At 54.9% G+C, this 24,398-nt stretch carries 34 protein-coding genes; all 34 read left to right on the top strand.

Annotated features, from left to right (window positions below; genetic code table 11):
- Nucleotides 1-18: 18 nt before the first annotated feature.
- The 34 genes from rpoC (at nucleotide 19) to AC1DIS_RS19605 (ending at nucleotide 24,311) form a co-directional block, all read left to right on the top strand.
- The gene (gene rpoC / locus AC1DIS_RS19770; protein ID WP_007933713.1) at nucleotides 19-4,218 is read left to right on the top strand and encodes a DNA-directed RNA polymerase subunit beta'; all 4,200 of its coding nucleotides are present in this window, start codon (nucleotides 19-21) and stop codon (nucleotides 4,216-4,218) included.
- A 218-nt stretch (nucleotides 4,219-4,436) separates the two neighbouring features.
- Entirely contained in the window at nucleotides 4,437-4,808 is a 372-nt protein-coding gene (gene rpsL, locus AC1DIS_RS19765) for a 30S ribosomal protein S12 (protein WP_003186084.1), read from the top strand.
- A 118-nt stretch (nucleotides 4,809-4,926) separates the two neighbouring features.
- Entirely contained in the window at nucleotides 4,927-5,397 is a 471-nt protein-coding gene (rpsG, locus tag AC1DIS_RS19760; RefSeq protein ID WP_002555493.1) for a 30S ribosomal protein S7, read from the top strand.
- Between the two features lie 30 nt (nucleotides 5,398-5,427).
- A complete protein-coding gene (gene fusA / locus AC1DIS_RS19755; RefSeq protein ID WP_007933703.1) occupies nucleotides 5,428-7,533 on the top strand; it encodes an elongation factor G in 2,106 nt (701 codons plus the stop codon).
- A gap of 30 nt (nucleotides 7,534-7,563) precedes the next feature.
- Complete coding sequence (gene tuf, locus AC1DIS_RS19750) at nucleotides 7,564-8,757, top strand: elongation factor Tu (protein WP_007933700.1); 1,194 nt, start codon at nucleotides 7,564-7,566, stop codon at nucleotides 8,755-8,757.
- Nucleotides 8,758-8,915: 158 nt separating this feature from the next.
- Nucleotides 8,916-9,227, top strand: coding sequence for a 30S ribosomal protein S10 (rpsJ, locus tag AC1DIS_RS19745; RefSeq protein ID WP_003186070.1), 312 nt, complete (start codon nucleotides 8,916-8,918; stop codon nucleotides 9,225-9,227).
- Between the two features lie 80 nt (nucleotides 9,228-9,307).
- A complete protein-coding gene (gene rplC / locus AC1DIS_RS19740; protein WP_003186059.1) occupies nucleotides 9,308-9,943 on the top strand; it encodes a 50S ribosomal protein L3 in 636 nt (211 codons plus the stop codon).
- Nucleotides 9,944-9,955: 12 nt separating this feature from the next.
- Nucleotides 9,956-10,558: a 50S ribosomal protein L4 gene (gene rplD, locus AC1DIS_RS19735; protein ID WP_003228735.1), complete on the top strand. Its 603-nt coding sequence runs from the start codon at nucleotides 9,956-9,958 to the stop codon at nucleotides 10,556-10,558.
- Nucleotides 10,555-10,854: a 50S ribosomal protein L23 gene (gene rplW / locus AC1DIS_RS19730; RefSeq protein WP_002555488.1), complete on the top strand. Its 300-nt coding sequence runs from the start codon at nucleotides 10,555-10,557 to the stop codon at nucleotides 10,852-10,854. The genes rplD and rplW overlap by 4 nt, the downstream gene beginning before the upstream one ends.
- Before the next feature lie 14 nt (nucleotides 10,855-10,868).
- Nucleotides 10,869-11,693: a 50S ribosomal protein L2 gene (rplB, locus tag AC1DIS_RS19725; protein ID WP_003186055.1), complete on the top strand. Its 825-nt coding sequence runs from the start codon at nucleotides 10,869-10,871 to the stop codon at nucleotides 11,691-11,693.
- Nucleotides 11,694-11,709: 16 nt separating this feature from the next.
- On the top strand, nucleotides 11,710-11,985 hold the full coding sequence (gene rpsS, locus AC1DIS_RS19720; protein ID WP_002555486.1) for a 30S ribosomal protein S19: 276 nt from the start codon (nucleotides 11,710-11,712) through the stop codon (nucleotides 11,983-11,985).
- An 11-nt stretch (nucleotides 11,986-11,996) separates the two neighbouring features.
- Nucleotides 11,997-12,329: a 50S ribosomal protein L22 gene (gene rplV, locus AC1DIS_RS19715; RefSeq protein ID WP_003103908.1), complete on the top strand. Its 333-nt coding sequence runs from the start codon at nucleotides 11,997-11,999 to the stop codon at nucleotides 12,327-12,329.
- A gap of 13 nt (nucleotides 12,330-12,342) precedes the next feature.
- Nucleotides 12,343-13,029 carry a 30S ribosomal protein S3 gene (rpsC, locus tag AC1DIS_RS19710; protein ID WP_003176422.1) on the top strand — a complete coding sequence of 229 codons (687 nt, stop codon included), beginning with the start codon at nucleotides 12,343-12,345 and terminating at the stop codon, nucleotides 13,027-13,029.
- 12 nt (nucleotides 13,030-13,041) lie between these two features.
- Nucleotides 13,042-13,455, top strand: a complete 414-nt coding sequence (gene rplP / locus AC1DIS_RS19705; protein WP_003228729.1) for a 50S ribosomal protein L16 — start codon at nucleotides 13,042-13,044, stop codon at nucleotides 13,453-13,455.
- Nucleotides 13,455-13,646, top strand: coding sequence for a 50S ribosomal protein L29 (gene rpmC / locus AC1DIS_RS19700; RefSeq protein WP_002555481.1), 192 nt, complete (start codon nucleotides 13,455-13,457; stop codon nucleotides 13,644-13,646). Before rplP ends, rpmC begins: the two co-directional genes overlap by 1 nt.
- A gap of 2 nt (nucleotides 13,647-13,648) precedes the next feature.
- Nucleotides 13,649-13,915, top strand: a complete 267-nt coding sequence (rpsQ, locus tag AC1DIS_RS19695; RefSeq protein ID WP_003176419.1) for a 30S ribosomal protein S17 — start codon at nucleotides 13,649-13,651, stop codon at nucleotides 13,913-13,915.
- Between the two features lie 23 nt (nucleotides 13,916-13,938).
- On the top strand, nucleotides 13,939-14,307 hold the full coding sequence (gene rplN / locus AC1DIS_RS19690) for a 50S ribosomal protein L14 (protein WP_002555479.1): 369 nt from the start codon (nucleotides 13,939-13,941) through the stop codon (nucleotides 14,305-14,307).
- An 11-nt stretch (nucleotides 14,308-14,318) separates the two neighbouring features.
- Nucleotides 14,319-14,633, top strand: a complete 315-nt coding sequence (gene rplX, locus AC1DIS_RS19685) for a 50S ribosomal protein L24 (protein ID WP_007896770.1) — start codon at nucleotides 14,319-14,321, stop codon at nucleotides 14,631-14,633.
- Nucleotides 14,634-14,653: 20 nt separating this feature from the next.
- The gene (gene rplE, locus AC1DIS_RS19680; RefSeq protein ID WP_003210069.1) at nucleotides 14,654-15,193 is read left to right on the top strand and encodes a 50S ribosomal protein L5; all 540 of its coding nucleotides are present in this window, start codon (nucleotides 14,654-14,656) and stop codon (nucleotides 15,191-15,193) included.
- 13 nt (nucleotides 15,194-15,206) lie between these two features.
- Nucleotides 15,207-15,512 carry a 30S ribosomal protein S14 gene (rpsN, locus tag AC1DIS_RS19675; protein WP_003176414.1) on the top strand — a complete coding sequence of 102 codons (306 nt, stop codon included), beginning with the start codon at nucleotides 15,207-15,209 and terminating at the stop codon, nucleotides 15,510-15,512.
- A 210-nt stretch (nucleotides 15,513-15,722) separates the two neighbouring features.
- A complete protein-coding gene (gene rpsH, locus AC1DIS_RS19670; protein WP_003186040.1) occupies nucleotides 15,723-16,115 on the top strand; it encodes a 30S ribosomal protein S8 in 393 nt (130 codons plus the stop codon).
- A 12-nt stretch (nucleotides 16,116-16,127) separates the two neighbouring features.
- Nucleotides 16,128-16,661, top strand: a complete 534-nt coding sequence (gene rplF / locus AC1DIS_RS19665; protein WP_003176412.1) for a 50S ribosomal protein L6 — start codon at nucleotides 16,128-16,130, stop codon at nucleotides 16,659-16,661.
- A gap of 10 nt (nucleotides 16,662-16,671) precedes the next feature.
- Nucleotides 16,672-17,022, top strand: a complete 351-nt coding sequence (gene rplR, locus AC1DIS_RS19660) for a 50S ribosomal protein L18 (protein WP_003186037.1) — start codon at nucleotides 16,672-16,674, stop codon at nucleotides 17,020-17,022.
- 3 nt (nucleotides 17,023-17,025) lie between these two features.
- A complete protein-coding gene (gene rpsE / locus AC1DIS_RS19655) occupies nucleotides 17,026-17,526 on the top strand; it encodes a 30S ribosomal protein S5 (RefSeq protein ID WP_003186035.1) in 501 nt (166 codons plus the stop codon).
- Between the two features lie 2 nt (nucleotides 17,527-17,528).
- Nucleotides 17,529-17,705 carry a 50S ribosomal protein L30 gene (rpmD, locus tag AC1DIS_RS19650; protein WP_003176408.1) on the top strand — a complete coding sequence of 59 codons (177 nt, stop codon included), beginning with the start codon at nucleotides 17,529-17,531 and terminating at the stop codon, nucleotides 17,703-17,705.
- Between the two features lie 3 nt (nucleotides 17,706-17,708).
- Entirely contained in the window at nucleotides 17,709-18,146 is a 438-nt protein-coding gene (gene rplO, locus AC1DIS_RS19645; protein WP_003228720.1) for a 50S ribosomal protein L15, read from the top strand.
- Nucleotides 18,147-19,475, top strand: a complete 1,329-nt coding sequence (gene secY / locus AC1DIS_RS19640; protein ID WP_003228718.1) for a preprotein translocase subunit SecY — start codon at nucleotides 18,147-18,149, stop codon at nucleotides 19,473-19,475.
- A 27-nt stretch (nucleotides 19,476-19,502) separates the two neighbouring features.
- The gene (gene rpmJ, locus AC1DIS_RS19635) at nucleotides 19,503-19,619 is read left to right on the top strand and encodes a 50S ribosomal protein L36 (RefSeq protein WP_002555468.1); all 117 of its coding nucleotides are present in this window, start codon (nucleotides 19,503-19,505) and stop codon (nucleotides 19,617-19,619) included.
- Between the two features lie 130 nt (nucleotides 19,620-19,749).
- The gene (gene rpsM / locus AC1DIS_RS19630; protein WP_003186020.1) at nucleotides 19,750-20,106 is read left to right on the top strand and encodes a 30S ribosomal protein S13; all 357 of its coding nucleotides are present in this window, start codon (nucleotides 19,750-19,752) and stop codon (nucleotides 20,104-20,106) included.
- A 30-nt stretch (nucleotides 20,107-20,136) separates the two neighbouring features.
- Nucleotides 20,137-20,526, top strand: coding sequence for a 30S ribosomal protein S11 (gene rpsK / locus AC1DIS_RS19625; protein WP_002555466.1), 390 nt, complete (start codon nucleotides 20,137-20,139; stop codon nucleotides 20,524-20,526).
- Between the two features lie 18 nt (nucleotides 20,527-20,544).
- Nucleotides 20,545-21,165 carry a 30S ribosomal protein S4 gene (gene rpsD / locus AC1DIS_RS19620; RefSeq protein ID WP_003176404.1) on the top strand — a complete coding sequence of 207 codons (621 nt, stop codon included), beginning with the start codon at nucleotides 20,545-20,547 and terminating at the stop codon, nucleotides 21,163-21,165.
- Nucleotides 21,166-21,187: 22 nt separating this feature from the next.
- Complete coding sequence (locus tag AC1DIS_RS19615; RefSeq protein WP_003186012.1) at nucleotides 21,188-22,189, top strand: DNA-directed RNA polymerase subunit alpha; 1,002 nt, start codon at nucleotides 21,188-21,190, stop codon at nucleotides 22,187-22,189.
- Nucleotides 22,190-22,231: 42 nt separating this feature from the next.
- Nucleotides 22,232-22,618, top strand: a complete 387-nt coding sequence (gene rplQ, locus AC1DIS_RS19610) for a 50S ribosomal protein L17 (RefSeq protein WP_007924175.1) — start codon at nucleotides 22,232-22,234, stop codon at nucleotides 22,616-22,618.
- Between the two features lie 238 nt (nucleotides 22,619-22,856).
- Nucleotides 22,857-24,311 (top strand): catalase, encoded by a 1,455-nt coding sequence (locus AC1DIS_RS19605; protein ID WP_477744629.1) that lies wholly within the window; start codon nucleotides 22,857-22,859, stop codon nucleotides 24,309-24,311.
- Nucleotides 24,312-24,398: the final 87 nt, after the last annotated feature.

Here is a 24,398-nt window from a genome sequence, read left to right as displayed (position 1 = left end):
CCGCCAGGAGGAAAGGCCTTGAAAGACCTACTGAATTTGCTGAAAAACCAGGGTCAAGTCGAAGAGTTCGACGCCATCCGTATTGGATTGGCATCGCCTGAGATGATCCGTTCGTGGTCGTTCGGTGAAGTTAAAAAGCCGGAAACCATCAACTACCGTACGTTCAAACCTGAGCGTGACGGCCTGTTCTGCGCCAAGATCTTTGGCCCGGTAAAGGATTACGAGTGCCTGTGCGGTAAGTACAAGCGCTTGAAGCACCGTGGTGTGATCTGCGAGAAGTGCGGCGTTGAAGTCGCGCTGGCAAAAGTTCGTCGTGAGCGCATGGCGCACATCGAGCTGGCCTCGCCAGTAGCCCACATCTGGTTCCTGAAATCGCTGCCGTCCCGTATCGGCTTGCTGATGGACATGACCCTGCGTGATATCGAGCGCGTTCTCTACTTCGAGAGCTACGTCGTTATCGATCCAGGCATGACCACCCTTGAAAAGGGTCAGCTGCTCAACGACGAGCAGTACTTCGAAGCGCTGGAAGAGTTCGGCGACGATTTCGATGCCCGCATGGGTGCCGAAGCTGTCCGTGAACTGCTGCACGCTATCGACCTGGAACACGAGATTGGCCGTCTGCGTGAAGAGATTCCGCAAACCAACTCCGAAACCAAAATCAAAAAGCTGTCCAAGCGTCTGAAGTTGATGGAAGCCTTCCAGGGTTCCGGCAACCTGCCAGAGTGGATGGTGCTGACCGTTCTGCCGGTTCTGCCGCCAGATCTGCGTCCACTGGTCCCATTGGATGGCGGTCGTTTCGCGACTTCCGACCTCAACGATCTGTATCGTCGAGTGATCAACCGTAACAACCGTTTGAAGCGCCTGCTTGATCTGTCCGCTCCGGACATCATCGTGCGCAACGAAAAGCGTATGTTGCAGGAAGCCGTCGACGCACTGCTCGACAACGGTCGTCGTGGCCGCGCTATCACCGGTTCCAACAAGCGTCCTCTGAAATCCCTGGCTGACATGATCAAGGGTAAGCAAGGTCGTTTCCGTCAGAACTTGCTCGGTAAGCGTGTTGACTACTCCGGTCGTTCGGTAATTACCGTAGGTCCGACCCTGCGTCTGCACCAGTGCGGTCTGCCGAAGAAGATGGCTCTCGAGCTGTTCAAGCCGTTCATTTTCGGCAAGCTGGAAATGCGTGGTCTTGCTACCACCATCAAAGCGGCCAAGAAGATGGTTGAGCGTGAGCTGCCAGAGGTTTGGGACGTTCTCGCTGAAGTGATTCGCGAACACCCGGTTCTCCTCAACCGTGCACCGACCCTTCACCGTCTGGGTATCCAGGCGTTTGAACCTGTACTGATCGAAGGTAAGGCTATCCAGCTGCACCCTCTGGTCTGTGCTGCGTACAACGCCGACTTCGACGGCGACCAAATGGCCGTGCACGTACCGCTGACGCTGGAAGCCCAGCTGGAAGCGCGTGCGTTGATGATGTCGACCAACAACATTCTGTCGCCAGCCAACGGTGAGCCAATCATCGTTCCTTCGCAGGACGTTGTATTGGGTCTGTACTACATGACTCGTGAAGCGATCAACGCCAAAGGCGAAGGTCGTGTGTTCGCGGATCTGCAGGAAGTTGACCGTGTGTTCCGTGCCGGCGAAGCCGCGCTGCACGCCAAGGTCAAGGTGCGGATCAACGAAACCGTGAACGATCGTGATGGCGGCAGCGTGACCAACACTCGTATCGTCGACACTACCGTCGGCCGTGCGCTGTTGTTCCAGGTTGTGCCAAAAGGTCTGTCCTTCGACGTCGTCAACCTGCCGATGAAAAAGAAAGCGATCTCCAAGCTGATCAACCAGTGCTACCGCGTGGTTGGTTTGAAAGAGACCGTGATCTTCGCTGACCAGTTGATGTACACCGGTTTTGCCTATTCGACCATCTCCGGCGTTTCCATCGGTGTTAACGACTTCGTTATCCCGGATGAAAAAGCCCGCATCATCGGTGCCGCCACCGACGAAGTGAAAGAGATCGAAAGTCAGTACGCCTCCGGCCTGGTAACCCAGGGCGAGAAGTACAACAAAGTGATCGACCTTTGGTCCAAGGCGAACGACGAAGTATCCAAGGCGATGATGGCCAACCTCTCGAAAGAGAAAGTCATTGACCGCCATGGCGTCGAAGTTGACCAGGAATCCTTCAACTCGATGTACATGATGGCCGACTCGGGCGCACGGGGTTCTGCTGCGCAGATCCGTCAGCTCGCCGGTATGCGTGGCCTGATGGCCAAGCCGGACGGTTCCATCATCGAAACGCCGATTACTGCGAACTTCCGTGAAGGTTTGAGCGTACTTCAGTACTTCATCTCTACTCACGGTGCTCGTAAAGGTCTGGCGGATACCGCGTTGAAAACTGCGAACTCCGGTTACCTGACTCGTCGTCTGGTAGACGTGGCGCAGGATCTGGTTGTGACCGAGATCGATTGCGGTACCGAACATGGCCTGGTAATGACTCCGCACATTGAAGGCGGTGACGTTGTTGAGCCGTTGGGTGAGCGCGTATTGGGTCGTGTCATCGCCCGTGACGTATTCAAGCCAGGTACCGAGGAAGTTATCGTTCCTGCCGGCACTCTGGTAGACGAGAAGTGGGTCGAGTTCATCGAGCTGAACAGCATCGACGAAGTGATCGTGCGTTCGCCGATCAGCTGCGAAACCCGCTACGGCATTTGCGCCAAGTGCTACGGCCGTGACTTGGCTCGTGGTCACCAGGTGAACATCGGTGAAGCGGTCGGCGTTATCGCTGCCCAGTCCATCGGTGAGCCGGGTACCCAGCTGACCATGCGTACGTTCCACATCGGTGGTGCGGCAAGCCGGACCTCCGCAGCCGACAGCGTTCAGGTGAAGAATGGCGGTACCGTCCGTCTGCATAACCTGAAGCACGTTGAGCGAGTGGACGGTTGCCTGGTTGCTGTGTCCCGTTCCGGTGAGCTGGCAATCGCTGATGACTTCGGTCGTGAGCGTGAGCGCTACAAGCTGCCGTACGGTGCTGTGATTTCGGTTAAAGAAGGTGACAAGGTCGACGCTGGCGCAATCGTGGCCAAGTGGGATCCGCACACTCACCCAATCGTTACCGAAATGAAAGGTACCGTGACCTACGTGGGTATGGAAGAAGGCATCACGATCAAGCGTCAGACTGACGAATTGACCGGTATGACCAACATTGAAGTACTCGACGCCAAAGACCGTCCAGCTGCCGGTAAAGATATCCGTCCTGCTGTGAAGATGGTTGATGACAACGGCAAGGATCTCTTGCTGCCGGGTACCGACGTAATTGCTCAGTACTTCCTGCCTGCTAACGCCCTGGTCGGTGTAGCGGACGGTGCGAAAATCGCGATCGGTGATGTTATCGCTCGTATTCCGCAAGAGACTTCGAAGACCCGTGACATCACCGGTGGTCTGCCGCGTGTTGCCGACTTGTTCGAAGCCCGTCGTCCGAAAGAAGCCTCGATTCTGGCTGAAGTCAGCGGCACCATCGCGTTCGGTAAAGAGACCAAAGGCAAGCGCCGTCTGGTTATCACCCCGAACGACGGTAGCGATCCGTACGAAGAGCTGATTCCGAAGTGGCGTCACCTGAACGTCTTCGAAGGCGAACAGGTAAACCGCGGCGAAGTTATCTCCGACGGTCCGAGCGATCCACACGACATCCTGCGTCTGCTGGGTGTGAGTGCGCTGGCCAAGTACATCGTGAACGAGATCCAGGACGTTTACCGTCTGCAAGGCGTGAAGATCAACGACAAGCACATCGAGACCATCCTGCGTCAGATGCTGCGTAAAGTTGAGATCGCTGAATCCGGCGATTCCAGTTTCATCAAGGGCGACCAGATGGAATTGACTCACGTGCTGGTAGAGAACGAGCGTCTGAGCAATGAAGACAAATTTGTCTCCAAGTTCACTCGTGTTCTGCTGGGTATCACCAAGGCGTCGTTGTCCACCGAATCGTTCATCTCGGCGGCTTCCTTCCAGGAAACCACTCGCGTACTGACCGAGGCGGCGGTAACCGGCAAGCGCGATTACCTGCGCGGCCTGAAAGAAAACGTGGTCGTGGGTCGTCTGATCCCGGCCGGTACCGGTCTGGCTTATCACAGCGAGCGCAAGCGCCGCCGTGATGCTGACAAACCGTTGCGCGTGAGCGCCAGTGAAGTGGAAGCTGCACTGACCGAAGCGCTGAACTCGAGCGGTAACTGAGTTCTGCGGTAGTAAATGAGTGCAGGCCCTGATCGCTCCGTTCATCCAGTCGAGACAATTTGTCGAGGTTGGATGGGGGGAGAGGTCGGGGCCTTGCCTTGACTGGGGGCAAGATCCTCTTTAGACTCTTGTACCCCTAAATTTGGCGGGGATTCGTTCCTGCCATTTTGCTTTTCTTGCAAGACAATAGCGTCGCAAGACAACAGTGGAGCTAGTAGATGGCAACTATCAACCAGCTGGTACGTCAGCCGCGTAAGCGTATCGTCGAGAAATCCGACGTGCCTGCGCTGCAGAACTGCCCGCAACGTCGTGGCGTATGCACCCGTGTGTATACCACTACGCCGAAAAAACCTAACTCGGCACTGCGTAAAGTATGCCGTGTGCGTCTGACCAACGGTTTCGAGGTTTCCTCGTACATCGGCGGTGAAGGCCACAACCTGCAAGAGCACAGCGTGGTACTGATCCGCGGCGGTCGTGTAAAAGACTTGCCAGGTGTTCGTTACCACACCGTTCGCGGCTCTTTGGATACTTCCGGCGTTAAAGGTCGTAACCAAGGTCGTTCGAAGTACGGTACCAAGCGTCCGAAGTAATAGTCGCTTGCAGCAAAAAACCGATTTCTATTTTTCTGAGTCGATAAGAGTAAGGTCGGAGGCGTCCCGAAAGGGCACCGATTCCGAGCGAACCTGAAGACCGTTTGAGGGCTTATCCATGCCAAGAAGACGCGTAGCAGCCAAGCGCGAAGTGCTTGACGATCCAAAATACGGAAGCCAAATCCTGGCCAAGTTCATGAACCACGTGATGGAAAGCGGCAAAAAAGCCGTTGCCGAGCGTATCGTTTATGGCGCGCTGGAAAAGGTTAAAGAACGCAAGAACAGCGACCCCCTGGAAATCTTCGAGAAAGCTCTCGACGCCATCGCTCCGCTGGTCGAAGTAAAGTCGCGCCGTGTAGGCGGTGCTACTTACCAGGTTCCGGTCGAAGTTCGTCCGTCCCGTCGTAACGCGCTGGCAATGCGCTGGTTGGTAGACTTCGCCCGTAAGCGCGGCGAGAAGTCTATGGCTCTGCGTTTGGCTGGCGAACTGTTGGACGCTGCTGAAGGTAAAGGTGCTGCTGTTAAGAAGCGTGAAGACGTGCACCGTATGGCTGAAGCCAACAAGGCTTTCTCGCACTACCGCTTCTAATTTTAGCTTCACTAATTTTGCGAGGGCTTTATGGCTCGTACTACTCCGATTAGCCGCTACCGTAACATCGGTATCGTTGCTCACGTGGATGCTGGTAAAACCACCACCACCGAGCGCGTCCTTTTTTACACTGGCAAAAGTCACAAAATGGGCGAGGTGCATGACGGCGCCGCGACCACAGACTGGATGGTGCAGGAGCAGGAGCGTGGTATTACCATTACTTCTGCTGCTATCACCGCCTTCTGGAAAGGTTCTGAGAAGCAGTACTCGCACGAACACCGTTTCAACGTTATCGATACCCCGGGCCACGTAGACTTCACTATTGAAGTTGAACGCTCCCTGCGCGTACTCGACGGCGCTGTCGTTGTGTTCTGCGGTACTTCGGGTGTTGAGCCTCAGTCGGAAACCGTATGGCGTCAGGCCAACAAGTACGGCGTTCCACGTCTTGTTTACGTAAACAAGATGGACCGTGCTGGCGCTAACTTCCTGCGCGTGATCGGTCAGATCAAGCAGCGTCTGGGTCACACTCCGGTGCCAATCCAGTTGGCTATCGGTTCCGAAGACAACTTCCAGGGTCAGATCGATCTGATCAACATGCAAGCTGTCTACTGGAATGACTCTGACAAGGGTATGGTCCCTGTTCGCAAGGACATTCCTGCCGAGCTGCAAGAGCTGGCTGAGGAGTGGCGCAGCAACATGGTCGAGGCTGCGGCCGAAGCCAACGAAGAGCTGATGAACAAGTATCTCGAAGGGGAAGAGCTCTCCATCGAGGAAATCAAGGCCGCTCTGCGTCAGCGTACTATCGCTGGTGAGATCGTTCTGGCTGTTTGCGGTTCTTCCTTCAAGAACAAGGGTGTTCCCCTGGTTCTCGACGCCGTTATCGACTTCCTGCCTGCTCCTACCGACATTCCTGCTATCAAGGGTTCCAACCCGGATAACGAGGAAGAGGAAATGGAGCGTCATGCAAGCGACGACGAGCCTTTCGCGGCTCTGGCGTTCAAGATCGCTACCGACCCATTCGTGGGTACCTTGACCTTTGTTCGGGTTTACTCGGGCGTGTTGGCCTCCGGCGACGGCGTGATCAACTCGGTAAAAGGCAAGAAAGAGCGCGTGGGTCGTATGGTGCAAATGCACGCAAACGCCCGTGAAGAAATCAAGGAAGTACGCGCTGGTGACATCGCGGCCTTGATCGGCATGAAGGACGTCACCACTGGTGAAACTTTGTGCAACGCTGACAAGCCAATCATCCTGGTTCGCATGGACTTCCCGGAGCCGGTTATTTCGGTTGCCGTAGAGCCTAAGACCAAGGATGACCAGGAAAAAATGGGTATCGCTCTGGGCAAGCTTGCTCAGGAAGACCCGTCTTTCCGCGTCAAAACTGATGAAGAGACTGGTCAAACGATCATCTCCGGCATGGGCGAGCTGCACCTGGACATCCTGGTTGACCGGATGCGCCGTGAGTTCAACGTCGAAGCCAACATCGGTAAGCCTCAAGTTTCGTACCGTGAGCGCATCACGAAGAGCTGCGAAATCGAAGGCAAGTTCGTTCGTCAGTCCGGCGGTCGTGGCCAGTTTGGTCATTGCTGGATCCGTTTTGCACCTGCTGACGAAGGTCAGGAAGGTCTGCAATTCCTGAACGAAGTAGTGGGTGGTGTGGTTCCTAAGGAATACATCCCGGCTATCCAGAAGGGTATCGAAGAGCAGATGAAGAACGGTGTTGTTGCCGGCTATCCGCTGATCGGCCTGAAGGCTACCGTGTTTGATGGTTCTTACCACGACGTCGACTCGAACGAGATGGCGTTTAAGGTGGCTGCTTCCATGGCGACCAAGCAACTGGCCCAGAAGGGTGGTGGTGAGTTGCTTGAGCCGATCATGGCGGTAGAGGTTGTTACGCCTGAAGACTATATGGGTGACGTGATGGGCGACCTTAACCGTCGTCGCGGCATGATTCTGGGTATGGAAGATACGGTTTCCGGTAAAGTAATTCGTGCCGAGGTTCCGTTGGGCGAGATGTTCGGTTATGCGACCGACGTTCGTTCCATGTCTCAGGGTCGCGCAAGCTACTCTATGGAATTCAAAAAATACAATACGGCTCCGTCGCACATCGTCGAAACCGTTACCAAAAAACAAGGCTGATTCAGTCCTTTAGGCAAGGAGTTAATTGTCGTGGCTAAAGAAAAATTTGATCGTTCCCTACCGCACGTCAACGTTGGCACTATCGGTCACGTTGACCACGGTAAAACCACTCTGACCGCTGCTCTGACTCGCGTCTGCTCCGAAGTTTTCGGTTCGGCTCGTGTTGACTTCGACAAGATCGACAGCGCACCAGAAGAGAAAGCTCGCGGTATCACCATCAACACCGCTCACGTTGAGTACAACTCGAAGATCCGTCACTACGCTCACGTTGACTGCCCAGGTCACGCTGACTATGTGAAGAACATGATCACCGGTGCTGCTCAAATGGACGGCGCTATCCTGGTTTGCTCGGCCGCTGATGGTCCGATGCCGCAAACCCGTGAGCACATCCTGCTGTCCCGTCAGGTAGGCGTTCCGTACATCGTGGTTTTCCTGAACAAGGCTGACCTGGTAGACGACGCTGAGCTGCTGGAACTGGTTGAGATGGAAGTGCGCGATCTGCTGAGCACTTACGACTTCCCAGGCGACGACACTCCAATCATCATCGGCTCCGCTCGTATGGCGCTGGATGGTCTGGACGATAACGAGATGGGCACCACTGCCGTCAAGAAACTGGTTGAAACTCTGGACAGCTACATCCCAGAACCAGTTCGTCTGACTGACAAGCCGTTCCTGATGCCAATCGAAGACGTATTCTCGATCTCGGGTCGCGGTACTGTTGTGACTGGTCGTATCGAGCGCGGTATCGTTCGCGTTCAGGATCCACTGGAAATCGTTGGTCTGCGTGACACTACCGTCACCACCTGCACCGGTGTTGAAATGTTCCGCAAACTGCTCGACGAAGGTCGTGCTGGCGAGAACTGCGGCGTGCTGCTGCGCGGCACCAAGCGTGATGACGTGGAGCGTGGTCAGGTTCTGGTTAAGCCAGGTACCGTTAAGCCGCACACCAAGTTCACCGCAGAAGTTTACGTTCTGAGCAAAGAAGAAGGCGGTCGTCACACTCCGTTCTTCAAAGGCTACCGTCCACAGTTCTACTTCCGTACTACTGACGTGACTGGTAACTGCGAGCTGCCAGAAGGCGTTGAAATGGTAATGCCAGGCGATAACATTCAAATGACTGTTACCCTGATCAAAACCATCGCAATGGAAGACGGTCTGCGTTTCGCTATTCGCGAAGGCGGCCGTACCGTTGGTGCTGGCGTTGTAGCTAAAATCATCGAGTAAGCTTCTCTTCTGAGATAGCTTCGATGCTTTGAAAAAGCCCCCGCTCAGCGGGGGCTTTTTTATTGGGTTGACACCTATCGGGGGCGTCTATAGAATTGCGCCTCCTTTTAACGGGCGTATTGCGCCCGGTGGGAATAGCAGCCGGAGTCTGAAATCCAATGCAAAATCAGCAAATCCGTATCAGGTTGAAGGCTTTTGACCATCGCCTGATCGACCAATCCACCCAGGAAATCGTGGAAACCGCGAAACGTACTGGTGCTCAAGTGCGTGGTCCAATTCCACTGCCTACCCGTAAAGAGCGGTTCACCGTTCTGGTCTCCCCGCACGTCAACAAAGACGCGCGTGACCAGTACGAGATCCGTACTCATAAGCGCGTTCTGGACATCGTCCAGCCAACGGATAAAACCGTTGATGCTCTTATGAAGCTTGATCTTGCGGCCGGTGTGGAAGTGCAGATCAGCCTCGGCTAAGACTCGGTCTTAGTCGTGTAACGCTCTGAAATGGGCGGCCATAGCGGGTGAAAGCCCCGTACACTCATGAGGTTTACAACATGACTATTGGTGTAGTCGGTCGTAAATGCGGTATGACCCGTATTTTCACCGAAGAAGGTGTCTCCATTCCGGTCACGGTCATTGAGATCGAGCCGAATCGCGTCACCCAGTTCAAAACTGAAGAGACCGATGGCTATCGTGCAGTGCAAGTCACTGTAGGCGAGCGTCGTGCTTCGCGTGTTACAGCTGCGCAAGCTGGCCACTTCGCTAAGGCGAACGTTGCCGCTGGTCGTACCGTGATGGAATTCCGCCTTGAAGAAGGCGAGTACCAGGCCGGCGATCTGATCAATGCTGAAATCTTCGCTGCTGGTCAACTGGTTGATGTAACCGGTCAGTCCAAAGGTAAAGGCTTCCAGGGTACGATCAAGCGTTGGAATTTCCGCGGGCAAGATAACACCCACGGTAACTCCGTATCCCACCGCGTTCCAGGCTCTATCGGCCAGTGCCAGACTCCTGGTCGTGTATTCAAGGGCAAAAAAATGTCCGGTCATATGGGCGCTGAGCGCGTGACCGTGCAGTCCCTCGAAGTAGTGCGCGTGGACGCTGAACGCAATCTGTTGTTGGTCAAGGGCGCTGTTCCTGGCGCTACTGGCGGCAACTTGGTTGTACGTCCAGCAGCCAAGGCTCGCGGTTAAGGGGAAGCTGACATGCAATTAAATGTAAATGACGCTCAAGCGATCGAAGTTTCCGAACTGACATTTGGCGGCGAATTCAACGAGACGCTGGTTCACCAAGCAGTCGTGGCCTACATGGCCGGCGGCCGTCAAGGTAGCAAGCAGCAAAAGACCCGTTCCGACGTTCGTGGTGGCGGTAAGCGCCCATGGCGTCAGAAAGGTACTGGCCGTGCTCGTGCCGGTACTATCCGTAGCCCAATCTGGCGTGGCGGCGGTACCACTTTCGCAGCTCGTCCTCAGGATCACTCCCAGAAGCTGAACAAGAAGATGTATCGCGCAGCAATGCGTTCCATCCTTGCTGAGCTGGTGCGTACTGATCGTCTGGTCGTGGTTCAGGATTTCGCTGTTGAAACGCCGAAAACCAAAGACCTGCTGGGCAAACTGAACAACATGAGCCTGACCGACGTTCTGATCGTGTCGGACGCTGTTGATCAGAACCTGTACCTGGCTGCTCGTAACCTGCCGCACGTTGATGTACGTGATGTGCAAGGTTCCGATCCAGTTAGTCTGATCGCATACGACAAGGTGTTGATCACCGTGTCGGCCGTGAAGAAATTCGAGGAGCTGCTGGGATGAACCAGGAACGCGTATTTAAAGTTCTGCTTGGCCCGCACGTTTCCGAGAAGGCTACGGTTCTGGCAGACAAGAAAGGCCAGTTCGTTTTCAAGGTTGCCACTGACGCAACCAAGCTGGAAATCAAGAAGGCCGTCGAAAGCCTGTTCAGCGTGAAAGTAGAGCGTGTTACTACCCTGAATGTTCTGGGTAAGAGCAAGCGCACTGCTCGCGGTCTGGGCAAGCGTAATGACTGGAAGAAGGCAGTTATCTCCCTTCAGCCAGGCCAAGATCTCGATTTCAGCAGCAGTGCTGAGTAAGGAAGGGGTGCATCATGGCAATCGTTAAATGCAAACCGACTTCCCCTGGCCGCCGTTTTGTGGTCAAGGTGGTCAACCAGGAGCTGCATAAAGGCGCTCCTCACGCACCGCTGCTCGAGAAAAAGTCGAAGTCTGGTGGTCGTAACAACAATGGTCGTATTACCACTCGTCACATCGGTGGTGGCCATAAGCAGCATTATCGTCTGGTCGATTTCCGTCGCAACGACAAAGATGGCATCGCTGCCACTGTTGAGCGTATCGAATACGATCCAAACCGTACTGCTCACATCGCTCTGCTGCTGTACGCAGATGGCGAGCGTCGCTACATCATTGCGCCTAAAGGCGTGAGTGCTGGCGACCAGCTGATCGCAGGTGCTCTGGCACCGATCAAGCCGGGCAACGCTCTGCAACTGCGTAACATTCCAGTTGGTAGCACCGTACACGGCATCGAATTGAAGCCAGGTAAAGGCGCGCAAATCGCTCGTTCCGCTGGTGCTTCGGCTCAGCTGATCGCTCGTGAAGGTGTCTACGTGACCCTGCGTCTGCGTTCTGGTGAGATGCGTAAAGTGCTGGCTGAATGCCGCGCGACCCTGGGCGAAGTCTCGAACTCCGAGCACAGCCTGCGTTCGCTGGGTAAAGCTGGTGCCAAACGCTGGCGTGGCGTTCGCCCAACCGTTCGTGGTGTTGCCATGAACCCGGTTGACCACCCACATGGTGGTGGTGAAGGTCGTACCTCTGGTGGTCGTCATCCGGTATCGCCATGGGGCTTCCCGACTAAGGGCGCGAAGACTCGTGGTAATAAGCGTACCGACAAAATGATCGTCCGTCGTCGCAAGTAAATAGAGGGATACGACAGTGCCACGTTCTCTGAAAAAAGGTCCTTTTATCGATCTTCACCTACTGAAGAAGATCGAAGTGGCGGCGGAAAAGAACGATCGCAAACCAGTTAAAACCTGGTCGCGTCGCTCGATGATCCTGCCACAAATGGTCGGTCTGACCATCGCAGTACACAACGGTCGTCAACACGTCCCAGTTCTCGTTAACGAAGACATGGTCGGCCACAAACTGGGCGAGTTCGCCGGTACCCGCACATATCGTGGGCACGTGGCAGACAAGAAAGCCAAGCGTTAAGGGGTTAGGAAATGGAAGTAGCCGCTAAGTTGTCGGGCGCTCGAATCTCCGCCCAGAAAGCCCGCTTGGTCGCCGACCAGATCCGCGGGAAGAAGGTGGGCGAAGCGCTCAACCTGTTGGCTTTCAGCAGTAAGAAAGCCGCCGAGATCATGAAGAAAGTGCTGGAGTCGGCCGTAGCCAACGCCGAGCATAACGAAGGCGCAGACGTTGATGACCTTAAGGTCAGCACCGTTTTCGTCAACGAAGGGCGTTCGCTGAAGCGCATCATGCCACGTGCCAAAGGCCGTGCTGATCGCATCGTCAAGCGGTCTTGCCATATCACTGTCAAGGTTGCTGACAAGTAACGGAGTCGAAGAGATGGGTCAGAAAGTACATCCCATTGGCATTCGCCTGGGAATCGTCAAGGAGCACACCTCCGTCTGGTACGCAGACGGTCGGACTTATGCGGACTACTTGTTCGCTGATCTGAAGGTGCGTGAGTATCTCCAAGACAAACTAAAAAGCGCGTCCGTAAGCCGTATCGATATCCATCGTCCGGCCCAAACTGCACGTATCACCATCCACACCGCTCGTCCAGGTATCGTTATCGGGAAGAAAGGTGAAGATGTTGAGAAACTGCGTCAGGACCTGACCAAGCAAATGGGTGTGCCTGTGCACATCAATATCGAAGAGATCCGCAAGCCGGAGCTCGACGGTATGCTGGTTGCGCAGAGCGTAGCTCAGCAGCTGGAGCGTCGCGTAATGTTCCGTCGCGCTATGAAGCGCGCTGTTCAGAACGCCATGCGCATTGGTGCCAAAGGCATCAAAATCCAAGTGAGCGGTCGTCTCGGCGGTGCTGAAATCGCACGTACTGAATGGTATCGCGAAGGTCGTGTGCCTCTGCACACCCTGCGTGCCGACATCGACTATGCCAACTACGAAGCTCACACCACTTATGGTGTGATCGGTGTAAAGGTTTGGATCTTCAAAGGCGAAGTAATTGGTGGTCGCCAAGAAGAACTGAAACCACAAGCACCAGCGCCTCGTAAAAAAGCTGCTAAGTAAGGGGTACGCCAAATGTTGCAACCAAAGCGTACGAAGTTCCGCAAGCAAATGACTGGTCACAACCGTGGCCTGGCATTGCGCGGTAGCAAAGTCAGCTTCGGCGAGTTCGCGCTGAAGTCTGTTGCTCGTGGTCGTCTCACCGCTCGTCAGATCGAGTCAGCGCGTCGTGCACTGACCCGTCACGTTAAACGTGGCGGCAAGATCTGGATCCGTGTATTCCCGGACAAGCCTATTTCCAAAAAGCCACTCGAAGTTCGGATGGGTAAAGGTAAGGGTAACGTGGAATACTGGGTTGCCCAGATTCAGCCAGGCAAAGTCCTGTATGAAATCGAGGGTGTTTCTGAAGAGCTGGCGCGTGAGGCTTTCGCCCTGGCTGCTGCAAAGCTGCCGCTCGCCACCTCCTTTGTTAAACGGACGGTGATGTGATGAAAGCGAATGAACTTCGTGAAAAATCCGCACAGCAGCTGAACGAGCAACTGCTCGGCCTGCTGCGCGACCAGTTCAATCTGCGTATGCAGAAAGCAACTGGCCAGTTGGGGCAGTCTCATCTGCTCTCGCAAGTTAAGCGTGACATCGCTCGCGTGAAGACTGTGCTCAACCAGCAGGCAGGTAAGTAATCATGGCTGAAGCCGAAAAAACTGTCCGTACGCTGACTGGCCGTGTTGTCAGCGACAAGATGGACAAAACCATCACCGTTCTGATCGAGCGTCGCGTTAAGCACCCGATCTACGGTAAATACGTTAAGCGTTCGACTAAGCTGCACGCGCACGACGAAACCAATCAGTGCCACATCGGCGACAAAGTCACTATTCGTGAAACTCGTCCTTTGGCCAAGACCAAGTCTTGGGCGCTGGTTGATGTTCTCGAACGCGCTGTGGAAGTCTAAGGACTAGGGGTCGGAGAAATTATATGATTCAGACTCAATCCATGCTCGATGTGGCCGATAACAGCGGCGCTCGCCGCGTTATGTGCATCAAGGTGCTGGGTGGCTCCCATCGTCGTTACGCTGGTATCGGTGACATCATCAAAGTTACCGTGAAGGAAGCAATTCCTCGCGGTAAGGTGAAAAAAGGCCAAGTGATGACTGCTGTTGTAGTCCGCACTCGTCACGGCGTTCGCCGTGCAGATGGCTCCATTATCCGCTTTGATGGCAACGCTGCTGTTCTTCTGAACAACAAGCAAGAGCCGATCGGCACCCGTATCTTTGGGCCAGTGACCCGTGAACTTCGTACTGAGAAGTTCATGAAGATCGTCTCGCTCGCCCCAGAAGTGCTGTAAGGAGATCCGACATGCAAAAGATTCGTCGTGACGACGAGATCATCGTGATCGCCGGCAAAGACAAAGGTAAGCGCGGTAAGGTGCTGAAGGTTCTTGCTGATGACCGTCTGGTCGTTGGTGGTCTGAACCTGGTCAAGCGTCATACCAAGCCTAACCCGATGTCGGGCGTACAGGGCGGTATCGTCGAGAAAGAAGCGCCACTGCACGCTTCCAACGTCGCCATCTTCAACGGCGAAACCAACAAGGCTGACCGCGTTGGTTTCAAAGTAGAAGACGGTAAGAAAATTCGTGTCTTCAAGTCGACCCAAAAAGCGGTTGATGCTTGAACACTGCTAGGTAGAAGACCATGGCACGACTAAAAGAGATTTACCGGAAGGAAATCGCACCGAAACTTAAGGAAGAACTTAAGCTTTCGAACGTGATGGAAGTTCCGCGCGTTACCAAAATCACCCTGAACATGGGTCTGGGCGAAGCGATCGGCGACAAAAAAGTCATCGAGCACGCTGTTGCTGACCTGGAAAAGATCACCGGCCAGAAAGTCGTTGTGACCTACGCTCGGAAATCCATCGCTGGCTTTAAAGTCCGTGAAGGTTGGCCGATCGGCGTCAAAGTGACCCTACGCCGTGAGCGTATGTACGAGTTCCTGGATCGTCTGCTGTCGATCTCCCTGCCTCGGGTTCGCGACTTCCGCGGCCTGAATGCCAAGTCCTTCGATGGTCGTGGTAACTACAGCATGGGCGTTAAAGAGCAGATCATCTTCCCGGAAATCGACTACGACAAGATCGATGCTCTCCGCGGTCTGGACATTACCCTGACCACCACTGCCAAGAACGATGATGAAGGTCGCGCCCTGTTGCGTGCTTTCAAATTCCCGTTCCGCAACTGATTGGAGTAGGAAAATGGCCAAGATGAGCATGAAAAACCGCGAGCTGAAGCGTCAGCTCACGGTTGCCAAGTACGCCAAAAAGCGTGCAGCACTGAAAGCTATCATCGTTGATCTGAACGCAAGTCCAGAAGCGCGTTGGGAAGCTACAGTAGCCCTGCAGAAGCAGCCACGTGACGCAAGCGCTTCGCGCATGCGTAACCGCTGCCGCCTGACCGGTCGTCCACACGGCGTTTACCGCAAGTTCGGCCTTGGCCGTAACAAACTGCGTGAAGCTGCAATGCGTGGTGACGTACCTGGTCTGGTTAAAGCCAGCTGGTAAGCACTGTCGAAGTCTCGGTGTTCGGGGTCGCAAGATCCTGACCATCGGTGACCTTGAACTTGAATCAAGCCCCTATTGGGGCTTGATTCATTTGTGGGGTGTGTCTAGAATACCCGGCTCGCCTGAGCCCGTGTTTTTTTTGCGCGGATGTACTCGGCGACACGTAGTAGCCGCAAGGCTAATTTTTTGTGTATTAGGAGCGTCTAGCCCATGAGTATGCAGGACCCGTTAGCGGACATGCTAACTCGAATCCGTAATGCCCAGATGGCTGAAAAGTCCGTCGTAAGCATGCCATCTTCTACTTTGAAGGTAGCTGTTGCCAAAGTCCTGAAGGACGAAGGTTACATTGCGGGTTATCAGATCAGCAGCGAAATCAAGCCACTGCTGTCCATCGAGCTGAAGTACTTCGAAGGCCGTCCGGTCATCGAGGAAGTGAAGCGCGTTAGCCGTCCAGGCCTGCGTCAGTACAAGTCCGTCGATGATCTGCCAAAAGTTCGTGGCGGTCTCGGTGTGTCTATCGTCTCCACCAACAAAGGTGTGATGACGGATCGTGCTGCGCGCGCTGCCGGTGTCGGCGGCGAAGTTCTTTGCACTGTGTTCTAAGGGGGGATAAGCATGTCACGCGTCGCTAAGAACCCCGTTAAGCTGCCAGCCGGTGTCGAAGTCAAATTCGCAGGCCAACAGCTTTCGGTGAAGGGTGCCAAGGGCACTCTCGAACTGAACATCCATTCGTCCGTTGAGATCGTTGAAGAAGCTGGTGAGCTGCGTTTCGCTGCTCGCAATGGCGATCAACAAACTCGCGCAATGGCTGGTACCACTCGTGCGTTGGTAAACAACATGGTCCAAGGCGTAAGCCAAGGCTTCGAGCGTAAGCTCCAGCTGGTCGGTGTTGGTTACAAAGCGCAAGCAAAAGGCACAGTGCTGAACCTGGCTCTTGGCTTCTCGCACCCAGTGGATTATGAACTGCCGGAAGGCATCACCGCTGAGACTCCTAGCCAGACCGATATCCTGATCAAGGGCATCGACAAGCAGCTGGTAGGTCAAGTGGCCGCCGAGATCCGCGACTTCCGTCCACCAGAGCCGTACAAAGGCAAAGGTGTGCGCTACGCGGACGAAGTCGTCCGTCGTAAAGAAGCCAAGAAGAAGTAGGGCATAGCAAATGACCGACAAAAAAGTTACTCGACTGCGTCGCGCTCGCAAAGCACGCCTGAAAATGCACGAACTCGAAGTCGTGCGTCTCTGCGTGTTCCGCTCGTCGCAGCACATCTACGCCCAGGTCATTTCGGCCGACGGCAACAAAGTCCTGGCAAGTGCCTCGACTTTGGATAAAGAACTGCGTGATGGTGCCACCGGCAACATCGACGCGGCCACTAAGGTTGGCCAGCTGGTCGCTACGCGTGCTAAAGCCGCTGGCGTCTCGCAGGTGGCTTTCGACCGCTCTGGCTTCAAGTACCACGGCCGCGTCAAGGCGCTGGCTGATGCTGCTCGTGAAGCTGGGCTGGAGTTCTAAGTTATGTCAAATAACGACCAAAAGCGCGACGAAGGCTACATCGAGAAGCTGGTTCAAGTTAACCGCGTAGCCAAAACCGTTAAAGGCGGCCGTATCTTCACTTTCACCGCGTTGACCGTGGTTGGTGATGGTAAAGGGCGCGTTGGCTTCGGCCGTGGCAAGTCGCGTGAAGTGCCTGCTGCGATCCAGAAGGCAATGGAAGCTGCTCGCCGCAACATGATCCAGGTTGATCTGAACGGCACCACTCTGCAGTACGCAATGAAGTCCGCCCACGGCGCTTCGAAGGTGTACATGCAGCCTGCTTCTGAAGGTACCGGTATCATCGCTGGCGGCGCTATGCGTGCTGTCCTCGAAGTTGCTGGCGTTCAGAACGTTCTGGCCAAGTGCTACGGCTCGACTAACCCGGTAAACGTGGTTCACGCCACTTTCAAGGGTTTGAAAGCAATGCAGTCTCCTGAATCCATTGCCGCCAAGCGTGGCAAAAGCGTCAAGGAGATCTTCTGATCATGGCTACCGTTAAAGTTACGCTGATCAAAAGCATGACCGGCCGCATCCCTAACCACAAACTGTGCGTTAAGGGTCTGGGTCTGCGTCGCATCGGTCACACTGTAGAAGTCCAGGATACTCCCGAGAATCGCGGGATGATCAACAAGGCTTACTACATGCTGCGTGTCGAGGGTTAATCGATGAAACTCAATGATCTGAGTCCAGCGCCGGGTTCCCGTCGCGAAAAGCATCGTCCGGGCCGTGGTATCGGTAGCGGTTTGGGTAAGACTGGTGGCCGTGGTCACAAAGGTCAAACCTCCCGCTCCGGTGGCACCATTGCTCCAGGCTTTGAAGGCGGTCAACAGCCGCTGCATCGTCGCCTGCCGAAGTTTGGTTTCGTTTCCCTGAAAGCCATGGACCGCGCAGAAGTGCGTCTGTCCGAGCTGGCTAAAGTGGAAGGCGACATCGTCACCGTGCAGTCCCTGAAAGATGCCAACGTGATCAACGTCAACGTTCAGCGTGTGAAAATCATGCTGTCCGGCGAAGTTACTCGCGCTGTCACCATCGGAAAGGGAATCGGCGCCACCAAAGGTGCGCGTGCGGCTATCGAAGCAGCTGGCGGCAAGTTCGAGGAATAAATGGCTAAGCAAGGTGCTCTCTCTGCGCTCGGCAAAGGCGGTATGTCTGAACTCTGGGCTCGTCTGCGTTTTCTGTTCCTGGCGATTATCGTCTACCGAATAGGCGCACACATCCCGGTTCCAGGTATCAACCCGGACCGACTCGCGGACCTGTTTCGACAGAATGAGGGGACCATTCTTAGCTTGTTCAACATGTTTTCCGGCGGCGCGCTGGAGCGGATGAGTATCTTTGCACTGGGGATCATGCCGTACATTTCGGCATCGATCATCATGCAACTGATGACCGCCGTCAGCCCGCAGCTGGAACAGTTGAAGAAGGAAGGTGAAGCTGGCCGTCGCAAGATCAGCCAGTACACCCGCTACGGCACTGTCGTCCTCGCTCTCGTCCAGGCTATTGGCATGTCCATTGGTCTGGCGGGGCAGGGCGTTGCGTTCACTGGTGACTTTGGCTTCCATTTCGTCGCGGTATCCACTTTTGTGGCTGGTGCGATGTTCATGATGTGGCTGGGTGAGCAGATTACTGAGCGTGGTGTTGGCAACGGTATCTCGATGTTGATTTTTTCGGGTATCGTCGCCGGTCTTCCGAGAGCGATCGGGCAGTCTTTCGAGTCTGCACGTCAGGGTGATATCAACATCTTCGCCCTGGTTGCCATCGGTTTGCTGGCAGTAGCGATTATCGGTTTCGTGGTGTTCATTGAGCGTGGCCAGCGTCGTATTGCTGTTCACTACGCCAAGCGTCAGCAGGGCCGTAAGGTCTTCGCTGCGCAAACTAGCCACTTGCCGCTGAAGGTGAACATGGCCGGTGTTATTCCGGCTATTTTCGCGAGCAGCATTTTGCTGTTCCCGGCTTCGTTGGGTGCCTGGTTCGGTCAGTCTGAAGGTATGGGCTGGTTGCAGGACATCTCGCAGTCGATCGCTCCTGGTCAGCCGTTGAATATTCTGCTGTTTAGTGCAGGGATTATTTTCTTCTGCTTCTTCTATACGGCGTTGATGTTCAATCCGAAAGACGTAGCGGAAAACCTGAAGAAGTCCGGTGCCTTTATTCCGGGCATCCGTCCAGGTGAGCAGTCTGCGCGCTACATTGATGGCGTTCTGACTCGCTTGACCATGTTCGGTGCTCTTTACATGACGGCCGTCTGCCTGTTGCCCCAGTTCCTGGTGGTTGCAGCAAACGTACCGTTCTACCTTGGCGGGACCTCGTTGCTGATCGTGGTCGTGGTTGTGATGGACTTCATGTCCCAAGTACAATCGCACCTCGTTTCGCACCAGTACGAATCCCTGATGAAGAAAGCCAACCTGAAGGGTTACGGCAGCGGCATGTTGCGCTGAGTACCCATAAGGTTCGAGGAGTTGGTGATGAAAGTTCGTGCATCGGTGAAAAAGCTGTGCCGTAACTGCAAGATTATTCGCCGCGAAGGTGTTGTTCGAGTAATTTGCAGCGCGGAACCGCGTCACAAACAGCGCCAAGGCTGAGTGTGATTGTGCTTCAAGCCCGGCAGCTAGTGCGCTGCCGGGTTGATTATTTGTTATTACAGCGATATTATCTCGCGCCCTATTTCTTGGCTTCCGGGGCGTAGGTAGCTGTCAATTGGAGTCCCACTGAATGGCCCGTATTGCAGGCGTTAACATTCCAGATAACAAGCATACTGTTATCTCGCTGACCTACATCTATGGTGTTGGTCGCACTACTGCACAGAAAATTTGTGCAGTGACTGGGGTAAACCCAGCGGCAAAGATCAAAGATCTGAGCGACGAGCAGATTGAACAGCTGCGTGGCGAAGTGGCGAAGTTCACCACTGAAGGTGACCTGCGTCGCGAAATCAACATGAAAATCAAGCGTTTGATGGACCTCGGTTGCTATCGCGGTCTGCGTCATCGTCGTGGTCTGCCAGTACGCGGTCAGCGTACCAAGACCAACGCGCGTACCCGTAAAGGTCCGCGTAAGCCGATCCGCAAGTAATCGCCCCAGCGAATCGACAGGAAATTAATCATGGCAAAACCTGCTGCTCGTCCTCGTAAAAAAGTTAAAAAGACAGTGGTTGATGGCATCGCCCACATCCATGCTTCTTTTAACAACACCATCGTGACCATCACCGACCGTCAAGGTAACGCTCTTTCCTGGGCTACCTCCGGTGGTTCGGGTTTCCGCGGTTCCCGCAAGTCCACCCCGTTCGCTGCTCAAGTAGCTGCTGAACGTGCTGGTCAAGCTGCGCTGGAATACGGCCTGAAAAACCTCGACGTTAACGTCAAAGGTCCAGGTCCAGGTCGTGAATCCGCAGTCCGCGCTTTGAACGGCTGTGGCTACAAGATCGCCAGCATCACCGACGTGACGCCAATCCCGCACAACGGGTGCCGTCCGCCGAAGAAGCGCCGCGTGTAATCCAGGAGATTGTAAAGAATGGCTCGTTACATTGGTCCAAAATGCAAACTCGCTCGTCGCGAAGGCACCGATCTCTTTCTGAAGAGCGGCGTGCGCGCGATCGAATCGAAGTGCAACATCGAAGCAGCACCTGGTATCCACGGCCAACGCCGCGGTCGCCAGTCCGACTACGGCACCCAACTGCGTGAAAAGCAGAAGGTCCGTCGTATCTACGGCGTTCTCGAGCGTCAATTCAGCGGCTACTACAAAGAAGCTGCTGGCAAGAAAGGCGCAACTGGCGAAAACCTGTTGCAACTGCTCGAATGCCGTCTGGACAACGTTGTATACCGTATGGGTTTTGGCTCTACTCGTGCCGAATCCCGTCAGCTGGTATCGCACAAGTCGATCAGCGTTAACGGTCAGACCGTAAACGTTCCGTCCTACCAGGTTCGTGCTGGTGACGTGGTCGCAGTTCGCGAGAAAGCAAAGAACCAACTTCGCATTGTCCAAGCTCTCGATCTGTGTGCCCAACGTGGCCGCGTAGAATGGGTAGAAGTAGACACTGAGAAGAAGTCGGGCGTTTTCAAGAACGTTCCTGCTCGCAGTGATCTGTCCGCCGACATCAACGAAAGCCTGATTGTCGAGCTCTACTCCAAGTAAGGGCTAGAAAATAGGTGCATCCATGCAGATTTCGGTAAATGAGTTCCTGACACCCCGCCATATTGATGTGCAGGTTGTCAGTCCAACCCGCGCCAAGATCACACTCGAGCCTCTCGAGCGTGGTTTCGGCCACACCCTGGGCAACGCGCTGCGCCGCATCCTGTTGTCCTCAATGCCCGGCTGTGCAGTAGTCGAGGCCGAGATTGACGGTGTGCTCCACGAGTACAGCGCCATCGAAGGTGTACAGGAAGACGTAATTGAAATCCTGTTGAACCTTAAAGGTCTGGCTATCAAGCTGCACGGTCGAGACGAAGTTACGCTGACCTTGTCGAAGAAGGGTTCGGGGGTGGTTACCGCTGCCGATATTCAGCTGGATCATGATGTCGAGATCGTTAACCCCGATCACGTAATCGCTAACCTGGCGTCTAACGGCGCCCTGAACATGAAGCTCACCGTAGCTCGTGGTCGTGGTTATGAACCGGCAGACTCGCGTCAGAGCGATGAAGACGAAAGCCGCAGCATCGGTCGCTTGCAGCTTGACTCTTCGTTCAGCCCGGTTCGCCGTATCGCATACGTGGTGGAAAACGCCCGTGTCGAACAGCGTACTAACCTGGACAAGCTGGTTATTGATCTGGAAACCAACGGTACCCTGGATCCTGAAGAGGCTATCCGCCGTGCTGCAACCATTCTGCAACAGCAGTTGGCTGCGTTCGTCGATCTCAAAGGTGACAGTGAGCCAGTGGTTGTCGAGCAGGAAGACGAGATCGATCCGATCCTGCTTCGCCCGGTTGACGATCTGGAACTGACTGTACGTTCGGCTAACTGCCTTAAGGCGGAAAACATCTACTACATCGGCGACCTGATTCAGCGTACCGAAGTAGAGCTGTTGAAGACTCCGAACCTTGGCAAGAAATCCTTGACTGAAATCAAGGACGTTCTGGCCTCCCGCGGTCTGTCCCTCGGCATGCGCCTCGACAACTGGCCGCCTGCAAGTCTTAAGAAGGACGACAAGGCGACTGCCTGATCGTCGTAATCACCGAACGTTGTGTTTGGTAAGGAATGAACCATGCGTCATCGTAAAAGTGGTCGTCACCTGAGCCGCACCAGCTCGCACCGCAAGGCCATGTTTCAAAACATGGCGGTGTCGCTGTTCGAGCACGAGCTGATCAAAACTACACTGCCAAAAGCCAAAGAACTGCGCCGCGTTGCTGAGCCGCTGATCACTTTGGCCAAGACAGACAGCCTGGCTAACCGCCGTCTGGCTTTCGACCGTACTCGTTCGAAAGCTATCGTTGGTAAGCTCTTCAACGACCTGGGCAAGCGTTACGCTACCCGTGAGGGTGGCTACCTGCGCATCCTCAAGTGCGGTTTCCGCGCTGGCGACAACGCGCCTATGGCGTACGTCGAGTTGGTTGATCGTGCTGTCGGCGGTGAAGCTGTATCCGCTGAGTAAGACGTCAGTCTGAAACAAAGAACCGGGCCTAGTGCCCGGTTTTTTGTGCCTGCAAGAAATGCGCTCTGCGTACAAGCTTCAAACCCTTCCCTATAGGCACTATATGCTTGGGTTGATCATTAGTAATTTTCTATTGATGTCTGCAAATTAATGAATTTGTGACTGTCATGTTGATGATCAATACTTCCCACCAAGCCGATTTAGCCGGCAGTTCAAGACTGACAGAGGAAGAGATCGCATGAGCCAAAACAAAACACTTACGACCGCCAGTGGCGCTCCTGTCGCCGACAACCAGAATTCCCGCTCCGCCGGCCCTCGTGGCCCTCTGCTGCTCGACGATTTCCACCTGATCGAGAAGCTTGCCCACTTCAACCGTGAAAACATCCCGGAGCGTCGCGTACACGCCAAAGGCTCGGGTGCTTACGGCACGTTCACTGTGACTCGCGATATCACTCAATACACCAGTGCCAAGCTGTTTGAGTCTGTCGGCAAACAAACCCCGACCTTCCTGCGATTCTCCACCGTGGGTGGCGAGCGCGGCTCGGCTGACACCGAGCGTGATCCACGTGGTTTTGCCCTGAAGTTCTACACCGAGGAAGGCAACTGGGACATCGTCGGCAACAACACGCCGGTGTTCTTCATCCGTGATCCGCTGAAATTCCCTGACTTTATCCACACCCAGAAGCGTCTGCCGCAAAGCAACCTGAAAAGCGCGCAGATGATGTGGGATTTCTGGTCGCATTCGCCTGAGGCGCTGCACCAGGTCACTATCCTGTTTTCGGATCGCGGCATCCCTGACGGTTACCGTCACATGCACGGCTTCGGCAGCCACACCTACAGCTTGATCAACGCCAATGGCGAGCGTCACTGGGTGAAGTGGCACTATAAAACCAAGCAAGGGATCAAGAACCTCGCTCCGGCAGAAGCGGCGCGCCTGGCCGGCACCGATCCGGATTACGCACAACGTGACCTGTTCGGCGCCATTGAGCGCGGTGACTTCCCGAAATGGAGTGTCAACATTCAGATCATGACCGAGGCTCAGGCCTCGACTCACTATGAGAACCCGTTTGACGTGACCAAGACCTGGTCGCAGAAAGAGTTCCCGTTGATCGAAGTGGGCGAGCTTGAGCTCAACCGCAATCCGCTGAACTACTTCGCTGAAGTCGAGCAGGCCGCGTTCGGTCCGAGCAACATGGTCCCAGGCGTCGGCCTGTCACCTGACCGCATGCTGCAGGGGCGTGTGTTCGCTTACGCGGATGCCCACCGGTACCGTGTGGGCACCAATCACCAGCAGCTGCCAGTGAATGCACCTCGCAGTCCGGTCAACACTTACCAGCGCGATGGTTCGATGGCGTTTGGCAGTAATGGCGGTGCGGCGCCGAACTACGAGCCGAACAGCTACGTTGAATCACCGAAACAGGCACCGCACTACGCGGAACCTGCCTTGGTCTTGAGCGGCGCGGCTGACCGTTACGATCATCGCGAAGATACCGACTACTACAGTCACGCGGGTGCGCTGTTCCGTCTGATGAACGATGAGCAGAAAGCGCTGCTGATCAACAACATTGCCGGTGCAATGGCTGGGGTTTCCGGCGACGTGGTTGATCGTCAGCTACAGCATTTCTTCAAGGCCGATCCGGCTTATGGAGAAGGCATCGCGAAGGCGTTGGGCGTACAGCTTAACGAAGTCTAAACGAGAAGCAGAACCGCCCTCATTAGGGCGGTTTTTTGCGTTATTTGAACCCATTTTCTCAGAATATCTTCGCTTTTATTGCGGCGG

This window comes from Pseudomonas sp. 05N433 (assembly GCF_056396925.1).
The sequence above is the reverse complement of the archived record's forward strand: the minus strand, read 5'-3'. Positions and strand labels throughout refer to the sequence as shown.

Excerpts from the sequence above, each read along its gene's own strand:
- rpsL (WP_003186084.1), top strand. The coding sequence starts at position 4,437 with ATGGCAACTATCAACCAGCTGGTACGTCAGCCGCGTAAGCGTATCGTC.
- rpsG (WP_002555493.1), top strand. The coding sequence starts at position 4,927 with ATGCCAAGAAGACGCGTAGCAGCCAAGCGCGAAGTGCTTGACGATCCA.
- fusA (WP_007933703.1), top strand. The coding sequence starts at position 5,428 with ATGGCTCGTACTACTCCGATTAGCCGCTACCGTAACATCGGTATCGTT.
- rpsJ (WP_003186070.1), top strand. The coding sequence starts at position 8,916 with ATGCAAAATCAGCAAATCCGTATCAGGTTGAAGGCTTTTGACCATCGC.
- rplC (WP_003186059.1), top strand. The coding sequence starts at position 9,308 with ATGACTATTGGTGTAGTCGGTCGTAAATGCGGTATGACCCGTATTTTC.
- rplD (WP_003228735.1), top strand. The coding sequence starts at position 9,956 with ATGCAATTAAATGTAAATGACGCTCAAGCGATCGAAGTTTCCGAACTG.
- rplW (WP_002555488.1), top strand. The coding sequence starts at position 10,555 with ATGAACCAGGAACGCGTATTTAAAGTTCTGCTTGGCCCGCACGTTTCC.
- rplB (WP_003186055.1), top strand. The coding sequence starts at position 10,869 with ATGGCAATCGTTAAATGCAAACCGACTTCCCCTGGCCGCCGTTTTGTG.
- rplV (WP_003103908.1), top strand. The coding sequence starts at position 11,997 with ATGGAAGTAGCCGCTAAGTTGTCGGGCGCTCGAATCTCCGCCCAGAAA.
- rpsC (WP_003176422.1), top strand. The coding sequence starts at position 12,343 with ATGGGTCAGAAAGTACATCCCATTGGCATTCGCCTGGGAATCGTCAAG.
- rplP (WP_003228729.1), top strand. The coding sequence starts at position 13,042 with ATGTTGCAACCAAAGCGTACGAAGTTCCGCAAGCAAATGACTGGTCAC.
- rpmC (WP_002555481.1), top strand. The coding sequence starts at position 13,455 with ATGAAAGCGAATGAACTTCGTGAAAAATCCGCACAGCAGCTGAACGAG.
- rpsQ (WP_003176419.1), top strand. The coding sequence starts at position 13,649 with ATGGCTGAAGCCGAAAAAACTGTCCGTACGCTGACTGGCCGTGTTGTC.
- rplN (WP_002555479.1), top strand. The coding sequence starts at position 13,939 with ATGATTCAGACTCAATCCATGCTCGATGTGGCCGATAACAGCGGCGCT.
- rplX (WP_007896770.1), top strand. The coding sequence starts at position 14,319 with ATGCAAAAGATTCGTCGTGACGACGAGATCATCGTGATCGCCGGCAAA.
- rplE (WP_003210069.1), top strand. The coding sequence starts at position 14,654 with ATGGCACGACTAAAAGAGATTTACCGGAAGGAAATCGCACCGAAACTT.
- rpsN (WP_003176414.1), top strand. The coding sequence starts at position 15,207 with ATGGCCAAGATGAGCATGAAAAACCGCGAGCTGAAGCGTCAGCTCACG.
- rpsH (WP_003186040.1), top strand. The coding sequence starts at position 15,723 with ATGAGTATGCAGGACCCGTTAGCGGACATGCTAACTCGAATCCGTAAT.
- rplF (WP_003176412.1), top strand. The coding sequence starts at position 16,128 with ATGTCACGCGTCGCTAAGAACCCCGTTAAGCTGCCAGCCGGTGTCGAA.
- rplR (WP_003186037.1), top strand. The coding sequence starts at position 16,672 with ATGACCGACAAAAAAGTTACTCGACTGCGTCGCGCTCGCAAAGCACGC.
- rpsE (WP_003186035.1), top strand. The coding sequence starts at position 17,026 with ATGTCAAATAACGACCAAAAGCGCGACGAAGGCTACATCGAGAAGCTG.
- rpmD (WP_003176408.1), top strand. The coding sequence starts at position 17,529 with ATGGCTACCGTTAAAGTTACGCTGATCAAAAGCATGACCGGCCGCATC.
- rplO (WP_003228720.1), top strand. The coding sequence starts at position 17,709 with ATGAAACTCAATGATCTGAGTCCAGCGCCGGGTTCCCGTCGCGAAAAG.
- secY (WP_003228718.1), top strand. The coding sequence starts at position 18,147 with ATGGCTAAGCAAGGTGCTCTCTCTGCGCTCGGCAAAGGCGGTATGTCT.
- rpmJ (WP_002555468.1), top strand. The coding sequence starts at position 19,503 with ATGAAAGTTCGTGCATCGGTGAAAAAGCTGTGCCGTAACTGCAAGATT.
- rpsM (WP_003186020.1), top strand. The coding sequence starts at position 19,750 with ATGGCCCGTATTGCAGGCGTTAACATTCCAGATAACAAGCATACTGTT.
- rpsK (WP_002555466.1), top strand. The coding sequence starts at position 20,137 with ATGGCAAAACCTGCTGCTCGTCCTCGTAAAAAAGTTAAAAAGACAGTG.
- rpsD (WP_003176404.1), top strand. The coding sequence starts at position 20,545 with ATGGCTCGTTACATTGGTCCAAAATGCAAACTCGCTCGTCGCGAAGGC.
- AC1DIS_RS19615 (WP_003186012.1), top strand. The coding sequence starts at position 21,188 with ATGCAGATTTCGGTAAATGAGTTCCTGACACCCCGCCATATTGATGTG.
- rplQ (WP_007924175.1), top strand. The coding sequence starts at position 22,232 with ATGCGTCATCGTAAAAGTGGTCGTCACCTGAGCCGCACCAGCTCGCAC.
- AC1DIS_RS19605 (WP_477744629.1), top strand. The coding sequence starts at position 22,857 with ATGAGCCAAAACAAAACACTTACGACCGCCAGTGGCGCTCCTGTCGCC.